Here is a 15,523-nt window from a genome sequence, read left to right on the forward strand (position 1 = left end):
CCAGCGCACAATGAAAAGCCCCTGCCACCGCGAGGTGACAGGGGCTTTTTCATGCAGGGTGAAGGGTCAGCCGAGCTGGACGCCCAGCGCCTTGGCGATGCCTTCGCCGTAGGCCGGGTCGGCCTTGAAGAAGTACTGCAGCTGGCGCTGTACCACGTCCTCGCTGACACCGGCCATGGCGCCGGCGATGTTGCTGATCAGCAACGCCTTCTGCTCGGCATTCATCAGGCGGAACAGCGCACCGGCGTGGCTGTAGTAGTCGCTGTCCTCGCGGTGGTCGTGACGGGCAGCGGCACCGCTCAGCGCCAGCGGCGGCTCGGCGTACTCGGGCGCCTGCCTGGGCGCATTCGCGTAGCTGTTGGGCTCGTAGTTGGGCGCCGCGCCGCCATTGCTGCCGAATGCCATGGCGCCATCGCGCTGGTAGCTGTTCACCGGCGAGCGCGGCGCGTTCACCGGCAGTTGCTGGTGGTTGGTGCCCACGCGGTAGCGGTGCGCATCGGCGTAGGCGAATACGCGGCCTTGCAGCATGCGGTCCGGCGACAGGCCGACGCCGGGCACCATGTTGCTCGGGCCGAAGGTGGCCTGCTCGACTTCCGCGAAGTAGTTCGCCGGGTTGCGGTTGAGCTCGAGTTCGCCCACTTCGATCAGCGGGAACTCCTTCTGCGACCAGGTCTTGGTCACGTCGAAGGGGTTCTCATGGTGAGCTTCGGCCTGGGCCTCGCTCATGATCTGAATGCACACGCTCCACTTGGGGAACTCGCCACGCTCGATCGCATTGAACAGGTCGCGCTGGGCGTAATCGGGGTCGGTACCGGCCAGGCGGGCCGCTTCGGCCGGCGCCAGGTTCTTGATGCCCTGCTTGGTCTTGTAGTGCCACTTGACCCAGTGACGCTCGCCCTGGGCATTGATCAGGCTGTAGGTGTGGCTGCCGAAGCCGTGCATGTGGCGGTAGCCGTCCGGTATCCCCCGGTCAGAGAACAGGATGGTGATCTGATGCAGTGCCTCGGGCGAGTGCGACCAGAAGTCCCACATCATTTGCGCGCTCTTGAGGTTGCTTTGCGGGAGGCGCTTCTGGGTGTGGATGAAGTCGGGGAATTTCAGCGGATCGCGGATGAAGAACACCGGCGTGTTGTTGCCGACGATGTCCCAGTTGCCTTCCTCGGTGTAGAACTTCAGGGCGAAGCCGCGGGGGTCGCGTTCGGTATCCGCCGAGCCACGCTCGCCACCCACGGTCGAGAAGCGCAGGAAGGTCGGGGTCTGCTTGCCGACGGCCTCGAACAACTTGGCGCGGGTATAGCGGGTGATGTCGCGGGTGACGGTGAAGGTGCCATAGGCGCCGGAGCCCTTGGCATGGACGCGCCGTTCGGGGATGTTCTCGCGGTTGAAGTGGGTAAGCTTCTCGATCAGGTGGAAGTCGTCGAGCAGCAACGGTCCACGCGGGCCGGCGGAACGGGAGTTCTGGTTATCAGCGACGGGTGCACCGGATGCGGTGGTCAGGTAGGTCTTCTTGTCCATCTATAACGTCCTCAACAGATAGTTTCGCGGCGAGCCAACGAGAGAGAGGATGAGGGACGAGGAAGAACAGAGCCAATGCATTAAAGGGAAACGGCCGATAGATAATATCTTTCGATCACGTAGGCCGGAAACGATGGGCTCCAGAAGGCTAGCGCTACCAGCGCAACGCTAGCAGGACGAAAAACCTCGGAATCCAGAACGAAAAAACCGGGCACTAGGCCCGGTTTCTTCTTGTAGCGTACGACTTACTCGGCAGCTTCTACTGCTGCGCCGCCGACCGGACGGTCGATCAGCTCAACGTAGGCCATCGGAGCGTTGTCGCCAGCGCGGAAGCCGCACTTCAGGATGCGGAGGTAGCCGCCCTGACGGTTGGCGTAGCGCTTGCCCAGATCGTTGAACAGTTTGCCAACGATGGCTTTCGAACGAGTACGGTCGAAGGCCAGACGACGGTTGGCAACGCTGTCTTCCTTGGCCAGGGTGATCAGCGGCTCGGCAACGCGGCGCAGTTCCTTGGCTTTCGGCAGGGTGGTTTTGATCAGTTCGTGCTCGAACAGCGATACCGCCATGTTCTGGAACATGGCCTTGCGGTGTGCGCTGGTGCGGCTGAGGTGACGGCCACTTTTACGATGACGCATGGTTCAATTCCTTACCAAACTCACGTTCGGTGATTACGACGATCAGGCAGTCGCCTTGTCGTCCTTCTTAAGACTTGCCGGCGGCCAGTTGTCGAGGCGCATGCCGAGGGACAGACCACGGGAGGCCAGGACGTCCTTGATCTCGGTCAGGGACTTCTTGCCCAGGTTCGGAGTCTTCAACAGTTCCACTTCGGTGCGCTGAATCAGATCACCGATGTAGTAAATGTTCTCCGCCTTCAGGCAGTTGGCCGAACGTACGGTCAGCTCAAGATCATCAACCGGGCGCAGCAGGATCGGATCGATCTCGTCTTCCTGCTCGACTACTACGGGCTCGCTGTCACCTTTGAGGTCGACGAACGCTGCCAGCTGCTGTTGCAGGATGGTAGCGGCACGACGGATGGCCTCTTCGGGGTCCAGGGTACCGTTGGTTTCCAGGTCAATAACCAGCTTGTCCAGGTTGGTACGCTGCTCGACACGGGCGTTTTCCACGACGTAGGCAACGCGACGGACCGGGCTGAACGAGGAGTCGAGCTGCAAGCGACCGATGCTGCGGCTCTCGTCTTCATCGCTCTGGCGCGCGTCAGCCGGCTCATAGCCGCGACCACGAGCCACTTTGAGCTTCATGTTCAGTGCACCGTTTTCCGCCAGGTTAGCGATCACGTGGTCGCCATTGACGATCTCGACATCATGATCCAGCTGAATATCGGCAGCAGTGACCACGCCCGAACCTTTCTTGACCAGGTTCAGCGTTACTTCGTCACGACCGTGCAGCTTGACAGCCAGACCTTTCAGGTTGAGCAGGATTTCGATGACATCTTCCTGAACACCTTCGATGGCGCTGTACTCATGGAGTACGCCATCGATTTCGGCCTCGACTACTGCACAGCCAGGCATGGAGGACAACAGGATGCGACGCAGCGCGTTGCCCAGGGTATGGCCGAAACCGCGCTCGAGAGGCTCGAGCGTGATCTTGGCGCGGGTCGGACTGACCACCTGCACATCAATGTGACGGGGGGTCAGGAACTCATTTACCGAACTCTGCATGGATGCACCTATTTTCTAGCCCTTACTTGGAGTAGAGCTCGACAATCAGGTTTTCGTTGATGTCGGCGGACAGATCAGTACGTGCCGGAACGCTTTTGAAAACGCCGGACTTCTTCTCGACGTCGACTTCAACCCACTCAACGCGACCGCGTTGGGCGCACAGTTCAAGGGCTTGAACGATACGCAGCTGATTCTTCGACTTCTCGCGGATGGCAACAACGTCACCGGCCTTGACTTGGAAAGACGGTACGTTGACGGTCTGACCATTCACGCTGATGGCTTTGTGCGATACCAGCTGGCGGGACTCGGAGCGGGTAGCACCGAAGCCCATGCGGTACACGACGTTGTCCAGGCGGCACTCGAGGAGTTGCAGCAGGTTCTCGCCGGTAGCGCCCTTACGGCTGGCAGCTTCTTTGTAGTAACCGCTGAACTGACGCTCCAGGACACCGTAGATACGGCGCACTTTCTGCTTCTCGCGCAGCTGGGTGCCGTAGTCGGACAGGCGACCACGACGAGCGCCGTGCTGGCCAGGAGCCGATTCGATGTTGCACTTGGATTCGAGCGCGCGAGCACCACTCTTCAGGAAGAGGTCGGTGCCTTCACGACGGGACAGTTTGCATTTGGGACCAATGTAACGAGCCATTTCTCACTGTCTCCTATTACACGCGACGCTTCTTCGGCGGACGGCACCCGTTATGCGGGATGGGCGTCACGTCGGTGATGCTGGCAATCTTGTAGCCGCAGGCGTTCAGAGCACGCACAGCGGATTCGCGACCCGGACCCGGGCCCTTGACGTTGACGTCGAGGTTCTTCAGGCCGTATTCCAGGGCAGCTTGACCAGCACGCTCAGCAGCTACCTGGGCAGCGAACGGAGTGCTTTTACGGGAGCCGCGGAAACCGGAACCACCGGAGGTGGCCCAGGACAGGGCATTACCTTGGCGGTCAGTGATGGTCACGATGGTGTTGTTGAAAGACGCGTGGATGTGGGCGATCCCATCAACCACTGTCTTTTTGACTTTCTTACGGGGACGAGCAGCAGGCTTAGCCATGACTTAGTTCCTGTCGATTCGCGGGCGCAATTACTTGCGGATCGGCTTACGCGGGCCCTTACGGGTACGCGCGTTGGTCTTGGTACGTTGGCCATGAACAGGCAGGCCACGACGATGACGCAGGCCGCGGTAGCAACCCAGGTCCATCAGACGCTTGATGTTCATGTTGATTTCGCGACGCAGGTCACCTTCAGTGGTGAGCTTCGCGACTTCGCCACGCAGCTGTTCGATCTGCTCGTCAGAGAGATCCTTGATCTTTGCCGCCGGGTTGACCCCGGTGGTTGCACAGATGTTCTGTGCAGTGGTGCGACCAACACCGTAGATGTAGGTCAGCGAGATAACAGTGTGCTTGTTATCTGGAATGTTGACGCCTGCAATACGGGCCATTCAGTGAAACTCCAGTTGACAGCTACCTACGCCCCGGAAGCCAAGAAATAGGGCGCGCGATATTAACGCTGTAGAAACGAATAATCAACCCGGCAGCGCACTAGCTGCCGGGCTCATAACGCGTGAATCACACTCAGCCTTGGCGCTGTTTGTGACGCGGTTCCGCGCTGCAGATCACGCGAACAACACCTTCGCGGCGAACGATCTTGCAGTTGCGGCACAGCTTTTTCACCGATGCACGAACTTTCATCAGTAACTCCTAGAACCTTACGGAACTGGGTCAGCGGAGCATTCCGCCGCCGTAGCCCTTCAGGTTGGCTTTCTTCATCAGGGATTCGTACTGGTGCGAAACGAGGTGAGATTGCACTTGGGCCATAAAGTCCATGACAACCACAACAACGATCAGCAACGAGGTCCCGCCAAGGTAGAACGGAACGTTGGCTGCCACCACAAGGAACTGCGGAAGCAGGCAAACAGCCGTCATGTACAGAGCACCGAACATGGTCAAGCGGGTCAGTACGCCATCGATATAGCGCGCGGACTGCTCACCAGGACGGATACCCGGAATAAAGGCACCGGACTTCTTCAGGTTTTCCGCCACGTCTTTCGGATTGAACATCAACGCTGTGTAGAAGAAGCAGAAGAAAACGATCCCTGCACTAAACAGCAGAATGTTCAAAGGCTGACCGGGGGCGATCGCCTGCGAAAGGTCCTGTAGCCAGCCCATTTTGTCGGACTGACCGAACCATGCCCCCAGCGACGCTGGGAACAGCAGGATGCTGCTGGCGAAGATGGCCGGGATCACGCCCGCCATGTTCACCTTGAGCGGCAGGTGGCTGGTCTGCGCAGCGAAGACCTTGCGGCCCTGCTGACGCTTGGCGTAGTGCACCGCGATGCGACGCTGGCCACGCTCAATGAACACCACGAAACCGATGATCGCTACCGCCAGCAAACCGATGGCGACGAGGGCGAAGATGTTGATATCGCCCTGGCGTGCAGACTCGAAAGACTGCCCGATCGCCCTCGGAAGACCGGCAACGATGCCTGCAAAGATCAGCATCGAGATACCGTTGCCAACACCGCGCTCCGTGATCTGCTCGCCCAGCCACATCATGAACATCGCACCAGCCACGAAGGTGGTGACGGCCACGAAGTAGAAGCCGAAATCAGTCGAGAATGCGACGCCCTGACTGGCGAGGCCGACGGACATGCCGACTGCCTGCACCAGCGCCAGGACTACAGTGCCGTAGCGGGTGTACTGGCTGATCTTGCGACGGCCAGCTTCACCTTCCTTCTTCAACTGCTCCAGCTGCGGGCTAATAGCGGTCATGAGCTGCATGATGATCGACGCCGAGATGTACGGCATGATCCCCAGTGCAAAAATGCTCATGCGCTCCAGCGCGCCGCCGGAAAACATGTTGAACAGGCTAAGAATGGTCCCCTCGTTCTGCCGGAACAGCTCGGCCAGCCGGTCTGGGTTTATCCCGGGCACTGGAATGTGCGCGCCAATCCGGTAGACGATGATCGCCAGGAACAGGAAACGCAGTCGAGCCCAGAGCTCGGATAACCCGCCATTGCTGAGCGCGGAGAGAGCACCTTGCTTAGCCATTTAGTCCTCGAACTTACCGCCAGCTGCTTCGATAGCCGCACGCGCACCCTTGGTGGCGGCGATACCTTTCAGGGTGACCGCGCGAGTAACGTCGCCCGACAGCATGATTTTCACACGCTGTACGTTCTGGTTAATCACGTTGGCATCCTTCAGCGACTGCAGAGTGACGACATCGCCTTCAACCTTGGCCAGCTCGGAGGTGCGCACTTCTGCGCGATCCATGGCCTTCAGGGAAACGAAGCCGAACTTCGGCAGACGACGATGCAGCGGCTGCTGGCCGCCCTCGAAGCCCGGAGCGATGGTGCCACCGGAGCGGGAGGTTTGACCTTTGTGACCACGGCCACCAGTCTTGCCCAAGCCGCTGCCGATACCACGGCCCGGACGGTGCTTCTCGCGACGGGCACCCGGCGCGGAACGCAGATCGTTCAGTTTCATGGATTAACCCTCGACGCGCAGAAGGTAGTAAGCCTTGTTGATCATGCCGCGATTTTCAGGGGTGTCCTGAACTTCGACGGTGTGACCAATGCGACGCAGGCCGAGGCCCTTGACGCAAGCTTTGTGGTTAGCCAGACGGCCGTTAACGCTCTTGATCAGCGTTACTTTGACAGTTGCCATGATTAGAGAATCTCCTCGACGCTCTTACCACGCTTGGCTGCAACGGACTCCGGGGACTGCATGTTCTTCAGACCCTTGAAGGTGGCATAAACCACGTTCACCGGATTGGTCGAGCCATAGCATTTGGCCAGAACGTTCTGCACACCAGCCACTTCCAGAACGGCACGCATGGCGCCGCCGGCGATGATACCGGTACCTTCGGAAGCCGGCTGCATGTACACCTTGGAGGCGCCATGGGCGGACTTGACGGGGTACTGCAGGGTCGAACCGTTCAGGTCTACCTGGATCATGTTGCGGCGAGCGGCTTCCATCGCTTTCTGGATAGCAGCCGGCACTTCGCGGGACTTGCCACGACCGAAACCAACACGACCTTTACCGTCACCCACCACGGTCAGCGCGGTGAAGGTGAAGATACGGCCGCCCTTTACGGTCTTGGCAACACGGTTAACCTGGACCAGCTTCTCGATGTAGCCTTCGTCGCGCTTTTGCTCGTTATTTGCCATAACTTAGAACTCCAGCCCGCCTTCACGAGCAGCATCAGCCAGCGCCTTGACGCGGCCGTGGTACTTGAAGCCAGAACGATCGAACGCCACCTGAGTGACACCAGCTGCTTTCGCACGCTCGGCAACCAGCTGACCAACCTTCTTGGCGGCGTCGACGTTGCCGGTGGCGCCGTCACGCAGTTCTTTGTCCAGGGTCGAGGCAGTGGCCAGAACCTTGGCGCCGTCGGCCGAAATGACCTGGGCGTAGATGTGCTGGGAAGAGCGATACACGCAGAGGCGTACGGTTTCCAGCTCGCGCATTTTCAGGCGTGCCTTGCGAGCGCGACGCAGACGAGTTTCTTTCTTTACGCTCATTTGCTATGCCCTACTTCTTCTTAGCTTCTTTACGACGGACGACTTCGTCGGCGTAACGCACACCTTTGCCCTTGTAGGGCTCCGGCGGACGGAAGTCGCGAATTTCGGCCGCCACCTGACCAACCAGCTGCTTGTCGATACCCTTGATCAGGATGTCGGTCTGGCTGGGGGTTTCGGCGGTAACGCCTTGCGGCAGTTCGTAATCCACCGGATGCGAGAAGCCGAGAGCCAGGGACAGCACTTGACCTTTGGCTTGCGCCTTGTAGCCAACGCCTACCAGCTGGAGCTTGCGCTCGAAGCCTTGGCTGACGCCGACTACCATGTTGTTGACCAGCGCACGGGTGGTACCAGCCATGGCACGGTTCTGCTGGTCGCCGTTGCGAGCAGCGAAACGCAGCTCACCAGCTTCCTGCAGCACTTCCACGGACGGGTGCACGTTCAGTTCGAGAGCGCCCTTGGCACCCTTCACCGAGAGCTGCTGACCGGCGATCTTGATTTCGACGCCAGCGGGCAGCTTGACGGGGTTCTTAGCAACGCGAGACATGCTTATCCCCCCTTAGAACACAGTGCAAAGCACTTCGCCACCAACGCCAGCAGCGCGAGCAGCACGATCAGTCATCACACCCTTGTTGGTGGAAACGATCGATACGCCCAGGCCGCCACGAACTTTCGGCAGCTGATCGACGGATTTGTACTGGCGCAGGCCAGGACGACTTACGCGCTTGAGTTCCTCGATGACCGGACGGCCTTCGAAGTACTTCAGCTCGATGGACAGCAGAGGTTTGATATCGCTGCTGATCTGGTATCCCGAGATGTAACCTTCGTTCTTGAGAACGCTGGCTACCGCCACCTTCAGTTTGGAGGACGGCATGCTTACGACAGACTTTTCAGCCATCTGGGCATTACGGATACGAGTTAGCATGTCCGCTAACGGGTCCTGCATACTCATGGGCTAGTTGCTCCTAAATACAAAAGAAATAGCCTTGCGACTAGAATCGCGACAGAGCGCAGGCGAATCGAGGCCTGACTCCGGCGAGCCGAATATTCTAGAGACGGATCAAAAACGAATCAAGCCCCAAAAGGGGCTTGATTTGATACCACTCGGCGGATGCCGGAGCTTGCGCTCCGACACCCACGGCGACATTACCAGCTGGCCTTGACCAGACCGGGAACGTCACCACGCATGGCGGCTTCGCGCAGCTTGTTACGGCCGAGGCCGAACTTGCGGTACACACCGTGCGGACGACCGGTGATACGGCAGCGGTTACGCAGGCGCGAGGCGCTGGCGTCACGGGGCTGCTTCTGCAGAGCTACCTGAGCTTCCCAACGCGCTTCCGGAGTGGAGTTGGGGTTGGCAATGATAGCTTTCAGCTCAGCGCGCTTCTTAGCGAACTTAGCAACCGTTTGCTGACGCTTCAGCTCACGGTTTTTCATGCTCTGTTTGGCCATGTTCCTACTCCAATCAGTTGCGGAACGGGAAGTTGAAGGCGCGCAGCAGGGCGCGACCTTCATCATCGTTACGGGCGGTGGTGGTCAGGGTGATATCCAGGCCACGCAGCGCATCGATCTTGTCGTAATCGATTTCCGGGAAGATGATCTGCTCTTTCACGCCCATGCTGTAGTTGCCACGACCATCGAAGGACTTGGCATTCAGGCCGCGGAAGTCACGCACGCGGGGCAGGGAGATAGCCAGCAGGCGATCCAGGAACTCGTACATACGATCGCGACGCAGGGTCACCTTGACACCGATCGGCCAACCTTCACGGACCTTGAAGCCCGCTACGGATTTCTTGGCGTAGGTCACAACGACCTTCTGACCAGTGATCTTCTCAAGATCAGCTACAGCGTGCTCGATGACTTTCTTGTCACCAATCGCTTCGCCCAGGCCCATGTTCAGGGTGATCTTGGTAATGCGCGGAACTTCCATCACGTTGGAAAGCTGAAGCTCTTCTTTCAGCTTGGGCGCGATTTCTTTCCGGTAAATCTCTTTTAGTCGTGCCATGGTCTTCTACCTAGCAGTGCTCAAGCATCAACCGCTTTTTGGGTCGACTTGAAGACACGAATTTTCTTACCGTCTTCGACTTTGAAACCAACGCGGTCAGCCTTGTTGGTTTCAGCATTGAAGATGGCGACGTTGGAGACGTGCAGAGGCGCCTCCTTCTCGACGATACCGCCCTGTACACCGGACATGGGGTTCGGCTTGGTGTGGCGCTTCACCAGGTTGATCCCACCAACGACCAGACGGTGGTCAGTGAGAACCTTGAGCACCTTGCCACGCTTGCCCTTGTCTTTGCCGGCGATGACGATGATCTCGTCGTCACGACGAATCTTTTGCATGACGGCTTCTCCTTACAGCACTTCGGGGGCGAGCGAGACGATCTTCATGAACTTCTCGGAACGAAGTTCACGGGTCACGGGCCCGAAGATGCGGGTACCGATCGGCTCTTGCTTGTTGTTCAGCAGAACAGCAGCGTTGCCATCGAAGCGGATGATCGAGCCATCAGGACGGCGAACGCCGTGCTTGGTACGGACCACGACAGCAGTCATTACCTGGCCTTTCTTCACTTTACCGCGCGGAATCGCTTCCTTGACGGTGACCTTGATGATGTCGCCGATACCGGCATAACGACGGTGCGAACCACCCAGGACCTTGATGCACATAACGCGACGAGCACCGCTGTTGTCAGCGACGTCGAGCATGGATTGAGTCTGAATCATATCTTTCTCCGACCCTTAGTCCTTAGACTTCCACGGCACGTTCTACGACTTCCACCAGCGCCCAGGACTTGGTCTTGGCCAGCGGACGGGTCTCGCGGATGGTGACCTTGTCGCCGATGCGGCACTGGTTGGTTTCGTCGTGAGCATGCAGCTTGGTCGAGCGCTTCACATATTTACCGTAGATCGGGTGCTTTACGCGGCGCTCGATCAGGACGGTGATGGTTTTGTCCATCTTGTCGCTGACGACACGACCGGTCAGCGTACGGACAGTTTTCTGAGCTTCAGCCATGATTACTTACCTGCCTGCTGGTTCAGCACAGTCTTGACGCGAGCGATGTCGCGCTTCACTTGCGAGAGCAGGTGAGACTGCCCCAGCTGGCCAGTTGCTTTCTGCATACGCAGGTTGAACTGGTCGCGCAGCAGGCCGAGCAGTTGCTCGTTCAGCTGCTGTACGGATTTTTCACGAAGTTCATTCGCTTTCATCACATCACCGTCCGCTTAACAAAGGAGGTGGCGAGCGGCAGCTTTGCAGCAGCCAGGGCGAATGCCTCACGCGCCAGCTCTTCGGAAACACCCTCGATCTCGTACAGGACCTTGCCCGGTTGAATCTGGGCTACCCAGTACTCGACGCCGCCCTTCCCTTTACCCATACGAACTTCGAGGGGCTTCTTGGTGACAGGCTTGTCGGGGAACACACGGATCCAGATCTTGCCGCCACGCTTCACGTGACGAGTGAGGGCACGACGTGCAGCCTCGATCTGGCGAGCGGTGAGACGACCGCGAGCGACAGCTTTCAAGGCGAATTCGCCGAAGCTGACCTTGCTACCGCGCTGAGCCAGGCCACGGTTGTGACCAGTCATCTGCTTGCGGAATTTTGTACGCTTGGGTTGCAGCATTTTGCGTACTCCTTACTTAGCAGCTTTTTTACGAGGAGCGGGCGCTTGGGGCTTCAGCTCTTCCTGGCGGCCACCAATGACCTCGCCTTTGAAGATCCAAACCTTCACACCGATCACACCGTAGGTGGTGTGCGCTTCGTAGGTTGCATAGTCGATATCGGCACGCAGGGTGTGCAGGGGCACACGACCTTCGCGGTACCATTCGGTACGGGCGATTTCAGCACCGCCAAGACGACCGCTTACCTGGATCTTGATGCCTTTGGCACCAATGCGCATGGCGTTCTGTACAGCGCGCTTCATGGCGCGACGGAACATAACGCGACGCTCCAGCTGCTGAGCTACGCTCTGCGCAACCAGCATACCGTCGAGTTCCGGCTTGCGGATCTCTTCGATGTTGATGTGCACCGGCACACCCATTTGCTTGGTCAGGTCCTGACGCAGCTTCTCAACATCTTCACCTTTCTTGCCGATCACGATGCCGGGACGAGCGGTGTGGATGGTGATGCGTGCGGTTTGAGCCGGACGATGAATATCGATACGGCTTACGGACGCGCTTTTTAGTTTGTCTTGGAGGTACTCACGAACCTTCAGGTCGGCAAACAGATAATCGGCATAAGTGCGCTTATCTGCGTACCAGACGGAGGTGTGCTCCTTGACGATTCCCAGGCGAATGCCAGTGGGATGTACTTTCTGACCCATCTGATCGACTCCGTTACTTGTCCGCAACCTTGACAGTGATATGGCAAGACCGCTTGACGATGCGATCAGCACGGCCTTTGGCACGCGGCATGATGCGCTTCAGCGAACGCCCTTCGTTGACGAAAACGGTGGAGACCTTGAGGTCATCCACGTCAGCGCCTTCGTTGTGCTCGGCGTTGGCCACGGCCGATTCGAGCACCTTCTTCATGATCTCAGCGGCTTTCTTGCTGCTGAAGGTCAACAGGTTGAGCGCTTCGCCCACCTTCTTCCCGCGGATCTGGTCGGCGACCAAGCGGGCTTTCTGGGCGGAGATTCGAGCGCCCGACAGCTTAGCGGCTACTTCCATCGTTCCTTACCCCTTAACGCTTGGCTTTCTTGTCAGCAGCATGCCCGCGGTAGGTGCGGGTAGCGGCGAACTCGCCCAGTTTGTGACCGACCATGTCTTCGTTCACGAGAACGGGGACGTGTTGACGACCATTGTGTACAGCGATGGTCAGACCGACCATCTGCGGCAGAACGATGGAACGGCGCGACCAGGTTTTCACCGGCTTGCGATCGTTCTTTTCCACCGCCACTTCGATCTTCTTCAGTAGGTGAAGATCGATAAAAGGACCTTTTTTCAGAGAACGCGGCACTGTCGTATCCTCGATTATTTACGGCGACGGACAATCATATTGTCGGTGCGTTTGTTCGCACGGGTCTTCGCGCCCTTGGTCGGGAAGCCCCACGGAGACACCGGATGACGACCACCAGAGGTACGACCTTCACCACCACCATGCGGGTGGTCGACCGGGTTCATGGCAACACCACGAACGGTCGGGCGAACGCCACGCCAGCGCTTGGCACCAGCTTTACCCAGCGAACGCAGGCTGTGCTCGGAGTTCGAGACTTCGCCCAGGGTCGCACGGCATTCAGCCAGTACTTTGCGCATTTCGCCGGAGCGAAGACGCAGGGTCACGTAGGCACCTTCACGAGCGACCAGCTGGGCGGAAGCGCCAGCGGAACGAGCGATCTGAGCACCTTTGCCCGGTTTCAGCTCAACACCGTGAACGGTGCTACCAACCGGGATGTTGCGCAGCTGCAGAGCGTTACCGGCCTTGATCGGAGCGTGAGCACCGGAAATCAGCTGGTCGCCAGCGCTCACGCCTTTCGGCGCGATGATGTAGCGACGTTCGCCGTCGGCATACTTCAGCAGAGCGATGTGAGCAGTGCGGTTCGGGTCGTATTCGATACGCTCGACGGTGGCAGGAATGCCATCCTTGTTGCGACGAAAATCGACCAGACGATAGTGCTGCTTATGACCACCGCCGATGTGGCGAGTGGTGATGCGGCCGTTGTTGTTACGACCACCGGTCTTCGACTTCTTCTCAACCAGCGGCGCGTAGGGAGCACCCTTGTGCAGCTCCTGGTTGACAACCTTGACCACAAAACGGCGGCCAGCGGAAGTCGGTTTGCATTTAACGATTGCCATGATGCACCCCTTTACTCAGCGCTGCTGGCGAAATCGAGATCTTGACCCGGCTGGAGGGCGATGTACGCCTTTTTCCAGTCGTTGCGCTTGCCCAGGCCGCGAGCGGTACGCTTGGTCTTGCCCTGTACGTTGACAGTGCGGACGGCTTCTACCTTCACGCTGAACAGGCTTTCTACGGCCTTCTTGATTTCCAGCTTGGTTGCATCGGTGGCAACCTTGAAAACGAATTGGCTTTTGCCATCTGCCAGCACGGTAGCCTTCTCGGAGATGTGCGGGCCAACCAGCACCTTGAATACGCGTTCCTGGTTCATCCCAGCAGCTCCTCGAATTTCTTCACGGCGGACACGGTGATCAACACCTTGTCGTAGGCGATCAGGCTTACCGGGTCGGAACCCTGCACGTCACGGACATCGACATGCGGCAGGTTGCGAGCAGCCAGGTACAGGTTCTGATCGACATCATCGGAAACGATGAGGACGTCGGTCAGGCCCAGGCCGTTCAGCTTGCCCAGCAGATCCTTGGTTTTCGGCGCCTCGACTGCGAAGTCGGCAACCACGACCAGGCGATCCTGACGGACCAGCTCGGAGAGGATGGAGCGCAGAGCAGCGCGATACATCTTCTTGTTGAGCTTCTGGGAGTGATCCTGCGGCTTGGCGGCGAAAGTGGTACCACCGGAACGCCAGATGGGGCTGCGGATGGTGCCAGCACGAGCACGACCGGTGCCCTTCTGACGCCAGGGCTTCTTGCCACCACCGGATACTTCGGAGCGGGTCTTCTGCGCACGAGTGCCCTGACGACCGCCAGCCATGTAGGCGACGACAGCCTGGTGAACCAGGGTCTCGTTGAACTCGCCACCAAAGGTACGCTCGTCGACTTCGATAGCCTGAGCGCCATTTACATTCAATTGCATCTCAGCTTCCCCTCTTAACCACGAGCCTTGGCAGCCGGACGCACAACGACATCACCGCCGGTAGCGCCGGGAACGGCACCTTTGACCAGCAGCAGATTACGTTCTGCATCGACACGCACAACTTCCAGGGACTGCACAGTCACTCGCTCAGCGCCGAGGTGACCGGACATTTTCTTGCCCTTGAAGACACGACCAGGAGTCTGGCACTGGCCAATGGAGCCCGGGGCGCGGTGGGAAACGGAGTTACCGTGGGTATTATCTTGACCACGGAAATTCCAGCGCTTGATGGTGCCGGCGTAGCCTTTACCTTTCGACTGACCGGTAACGTCAACCAGCTGACCAGCCTGGAAAACCTCGGCAGTGATCTGATCGCCAGCCTGGTATTCGCCGTCTTCGAGACGGAATTCCCAGACGCTGCGACCAGCGGCAACGTTAGCCTTGGCGAAGTGACCAGCCTGAGCGGCAGTCACGCGCGAAGCACGACGCTCACCGACAGTGACTTGCACTGCACGATAGCCATCGCTTTCTTCAGTCTTGAACTGGGTGACGCGATTCGGCTCGATCTCAATGACCGTGACCGGAATGGAGACACCTTCTTCGGTGAAAATGCGGGTCATGCCGCACTTACGACCGACTACACCAATAGTCATGTTGTAAACCTCATGAGTGTACGGGGCTTTCACCCGCTATGGCCGCCCATTTCAGAGCGTTACACGACTAAAAACCCGAAGGTTATTAGCCGAGGCTGATCTGCACTTCCACGCCTGCCGCAAGGTCGAGCTTCATCAGCGCATCGACGGTTTTATCCGTCGGCTGGACGATGTCCAGGACACGCTTATGGGTACGGATTTCGTACTGATCGCGCGCGTCTTTGTTGACGTGCGGGGAGATCAGAACGGTGTACCGCTCTTTGCGAGTAGGCAGAGGAATAGGACCACGCACCTGAGCACCAGTACGTTTCGCGGTTTCCACGATTTCCTGGGTGGATTGATCGATCAGGCGATGGTCAAAAGCCTTCAACCGAATACGGATTTGTTGGTTTTGCATTTTGACCTCAGACTCTATCTCTGCTTTCCCCAACGGACGGACTACGCCCGTTAAAAGGAGGCGTGATTGTA

The 15,523-nt window shown here is 58.5% G+C and carries 29 protein-coding genes; all 29 read right to left on the reverse strand.

The features are described 5' to 3' along the window. Window positions 1-66: 66 nt before the first annotated feature. The 29 genes from DMX10_RS15705 to rpsJ all read right to left on the reverse strand — a co-directional run bounded on the left by DMX10_RS15705 (window position 67) and on the right by rpsJ (window position 15,452). Window positions 67-1,515 (reverse strand): catalase, encoded by a 1,449-nt coding sequence (locus DMX10_RS15705; protein WP_111261947.1) that lies wholly within the window; start codon window positions 1,513-1,515, stop codon window positions 67-69. Window positions 1,516-1,760: 245 nt separating this feature from the next. Next, entirely contained in the window at window positions 1,761-2,150 is a 390-nt protein-coding gene (gene rplQ, locus DMX10_RS15710) for a 50S ribosomal protein L17 (protein ID WP_021219611.1), read from the reverse strand. A 42-nt stretch (window positions 2,151-2,192) separates the two neighbouring features. Further along, on the reverse strand, window positions 2,193-3,194 hold the full coding sequence (gene rpoA, locus DMX10_RS15715) for a DNA-directed RNA polymerase subunit alpha (RefSeq protein WP_021219610.1): 1,002 nt from the start codon (window positions 3,192-3,194) through the stop codon (window positions 2,193-2,195). 22 nt (window positions 3,195-3,216) lie between these two features. Further along, window positions 3,217-3,837 carry a 30S ribosomal protein S4 gene (gene rpsD / locus DMX10_RS15720; protein ID WP_111261948.1) on the reverse strand — a complete coding sequence of 207 codons (621 nt, stop codon included), beginning with the start codon at window positions 3,835-3,837 and terminating at the stop codon, window positions 3,217-3,219. Between the two features lie 16 nt (window positions 3,838-3,853). Next, window positions 3,854-4,243 carry a 30S ribosomal protein S11 gene (gene rpsK / locus DMX10_RS15725; protein ID WP_003093689.1) on the reverse strand — a complete coding sequence of 130 codons (390 nt, stop codon included), beginning with the start codon at window positions 4,241-4,243 and terminating at the stop codon, window positions 3,854-3,856. A 30-nt stretch (window positions 4,244-4,273) separates the two neighbouring features. Continuing rightward, window positions 4,274-4,630: a 30S ribosomal protein S13 gene (rpsM, locus tag DMX10_RS15730; protein ID WP_111261949.1), complete on the reverse strand. Its 357-nt coding sequence runs from the start codon at window positions 4,628-4,630 to the stop codon at window positions 4,274-4,276. A 133-nt stretch (window positions 4,631-4,763) separates the two neighbouring features. After that, window positions 4,764-4,880: a 50S ribosomal protein L36 gene (gene rpmJ, locus DMX10_RS15735; RefSeq protein ID WP_014854209.1), complete on the reverse strand. Its 117-nt coding sequence runs from the start codon at window positions 4,878-4,880 to the stop codon at window positions 4,764-4,766. A 30-nt stretch (window positions 4,881-4,910) separates the two neighbouring features. Further along, window positions 4,911-6,239 (reverse strand): preprotein translocase subunit SecY, encoded by a 1,329-nt coding sequence (secY, locus tag DMX10_RS15740; RefSeq protein WP_111261950.1) that lies wholly within the window; start codon window positions 6,237-6,239, stop codon window positions 4,911-4,913. Next, the gene (gene rplO / locus DMX10_RS15745) at window positions 6,240-6,674 is read right to left on the reverse strand and encodes a 50S ribosomal protein L15 (RefSeq protein ID WP_111261951.1); all 435 of its coding nucleotides are present in this window, start codon (window positions 6,672-6,674) and stop codon (window positions 6,240-6,242) included. Between the two features lie 3 nt (window positions 6,675-6,677). Continuing rightward, window positions 6,678-6,854 carry a 50S ribosomal protein L30 gene (gene rpmD / locus DMX10_RS15750; protein ID WP_016490545.1) on the reverse strand — a complete coding sequence of 59 codons (177 nt, stop codon included), beginning with the start codon at window positions 6,852-6,854 and terminating at the stop codon, window positions 6,678-6,680. Between the two features lie 2 nt (window positions 6,855-6,856). Then, window positions 6,857-7,357 (reverse strand): 30S ribosomal protein S5, encoded by a 501-nt coding sequence (gene rpsE, locus DMX10_RS15755; RefSeq protein WP_111261952.1) that lies wholly within the window; start codon window positions 7,355-7,357, stop codon window positions 6,857-6,859. Between the two features lie 3 nt (window positions 7,358-7,360). Next, a complete protein-coding gene (gene rplR / locus DMX10_RS15760) occupies window positions 7,361-7,711 on the reverse strand; it encodes a 50S ribosomal protein L18 (RefSeq protein ID WP_021219603.1) in 351 nt (116 codons plus the stop codon). Window positions 7,712-7,721: 10 nt separating this feature from the next. Continuing rightward, entirely contained in the window at window positions 7,722-8,255 is a 534-nt protein-coding gene (rplF, locus tag DMX10_RS15765; protein ID WP_021219602.1) for a 50S ribosomal protein L6, read from the reverse strand. A gap of 12 nt (window positions 8,256-8,267) precedes the next feature. Next, window positions 8,268-8,660: a 30S ribosomal protein S8 gene (gene rpsH, locus DMX10_RS15770; RefSeq protein ID WP_111261953.1), complete on the reverse strand. Its 393-nt coding sequence runs from the start codon at window positions 8,658-8,660 to the stop codon at window positions 8,268-8,270. Between the two features lie 194 nt (window positions 8,661-8,854). Next, entirely contained in the window at window positions 8,855-9,160 is a 306-nt protein-coding gene (gene rpsN, locus DMX10_RS15775; RefSeq protein WP_111261954.1) for a 30S ribosomal protein S14, read from the reverse strand. Between the two features lie 13 nt (window positions 9,161-9,173). Further along, window positions 9,174-9,713: a 50S ribosomal protein L5 gene (gene rplE, locus DMX10_RS15780; RefSeq protein WP_021219599.1), complete on the reverse strand. Its 540-nt coding sequence runs from the start codon at window positions 9,711-9,713 to the stop codon at window positions 9,174-9,176. A gap of 20 nt (window positions 9,714-9,733) precedes the next feature. Further along, window positions 9,734-10,048, reverse strand: a complete 315-nt coding sequence (gene rplX / locus DMX10_RS15785; protein ID WP_111261955.1) for a 50S ribosomal protein L24 — start codon at window positions 10,046-10,048, stop codon at window positions 9,734-9,736. A 12-nt stretch (window positions 10,049-10,060) separates the two neighbouring features. Then, entirely contained in the window at window positions 10,061-10,429 is a 369-nt protein-coding gene (gene rplN / locus DMX10_RS15790; protein WP_003448734.1) for a 50S ribosomal protein L14, read from the reverse strand. 22 nt (window positions 10,430-10,451) lie between these two features. Beyond that, window positions 10,452-10,718, reverse strand: coding sequence for a 30S ribosomal protein S17 (gene rpsQ / locus DMX10_RS15795; protein ID WP_021219597.1), 267 nt, complete (start codon window positions 10,716-10,718; stop codon window positions 10,452-10,454). Between the two features lie 2 nt (window positions 10,719-10,720). Further along, a complete protein-coding gene (gene rpmC, locus DMX10_RS15800; RefSeq protein WP_016490538.1) occupies window positions 10,721-10,912 on the reverse strand; it encodes a 50S ribosomal protein L29 in 192 nt (63 codons plus the stop codon). Next, complete coding sequence (gene rplP, locus DMX10_RS15805; RefSeq protein ID WP_111261956.1) at window positions 10,912-11,325, reverse strand: 50S ribosomal protein L16; 414 nt, start codon at window positions 11,323-11,325, stop codon at window positions 10,912-10,914. Before rplP ends, rpmC begins: the two co-directional genes overlap by 1 nt. Before the next feature lie 12 nt (window positions 11,326-11,337). Continuing rightward, window positions 11,338-12,024, reverse strand: a complete 687-nt coding sequence (gene rpsC / locus DMX10_RS15810) for a 30S ribosomal protein S3 (protein WP_016490536.1) — start codon at window positions 12,022-12,024, stop codon at window positions 11,338-11,340. Window positions 12,025-12,037: 13 nt separating this feature from the next. After that, window positions 12,038-12,370: a 50S ribosomal protein L22 gene (gene rplV / locus DMX10_RS15815; RefSeq protein WP_007161246.1), complete on the reverse strand. Its 333-nt coding sequence runs from the start codon at window positions 12,368-12,370 to the stop codon at window positions 12,038-12,040. Between the two features lie 13 nt (window positions 12,371-12,383). Then, window positions 12,384-12,659, reverse strand: a complete 276-nt coding sequence (rpsS, locus tag DMX10_RS15820) for a 30S ribosomal protein S19 (RefSeq protein ID WP_016490535.1) — start codon at window positions 12,657-12,659, stop codon at window positions 12,384-12,386. Window positions 12,660-12,673: 14 nt separating this feature from the next. Then, complete coding sequence (gene rplB / locus DMX10_RS15825; RefSeq protein ID WP_111261957.1) at window positions 12,674-13,495, reverse strand: 50S ribosomal protein L2; 822 nt, start codon at window positions 13,493-13,495, stop codon at window positions 12,674-12,676. Window positions 13,496-13,506: 11 nt separating this feature from the next. Next, on the reverse strand, window positions 13,507-13,806 hold the full coding sequence (rplW, locus tag DMX10_RS15830; RefSeq protein ID WP_021219593.1) for a 50S ribosomal protein L23: 300 nt from the start codon (window positions 13,804-13,806) through the stop codon (window positions 13,507-13,509). After that, window positions 13,803-14,405, reverse strand: a complete 603-nt coding sequence (gene rplD / locus DMX10_RS15835; protein ID WP_111261958.1) for a 50S ribosomal protein L4 — start codon at window positions 14,403-14,405, stop codon at window positions 13,803-13,805. Before rplD ends, rplW begins: the two co-directional genes overlap by 4 nt. Before the next feature lie 14 nt (window positions 14,406-14,419). Beyond that, complete coding sequence (gene rplC / locus DMX10_RS15840) at window positions 14,420-15,055, reverse strand: 50S ribosomal protein L3 (RefSeq protein WP_021219591.1); 636 nt, start codon at window positions 15,053-15,055, stop codon at window positions 14,420-14,422. 85 nt (window positions 15,056-15,140) lie between these two features. Next, window positions 15,141-15,452 carry a 30S ribosomal protein S10 gene (gene rpsJ / locus DMX10_RS15845; RefSeq protein WP_003243886.1) on the reverse strand — a complete coding sequence of 104 codons (312 nt, stop codon included), beginning with the start codon at window positions 15,450-15,452 and terminating at the stop codon, window positions 15,141-15,143. Window positions 15,453-15,523 lie beyond the last annotated feature (71 nt).

The sequence above is a fragment of the Pseudomonas sp. 57B-090624 genome (genome assembly GCF_003234055.1).
Taxonomy (GTDB): Bacteria; Pseudomonadota; Gammaproteobacteria; order Pseudomonadales; family Pseudomonadaceae; genus Metapseudomonas; species Metapseudomonas tohonis.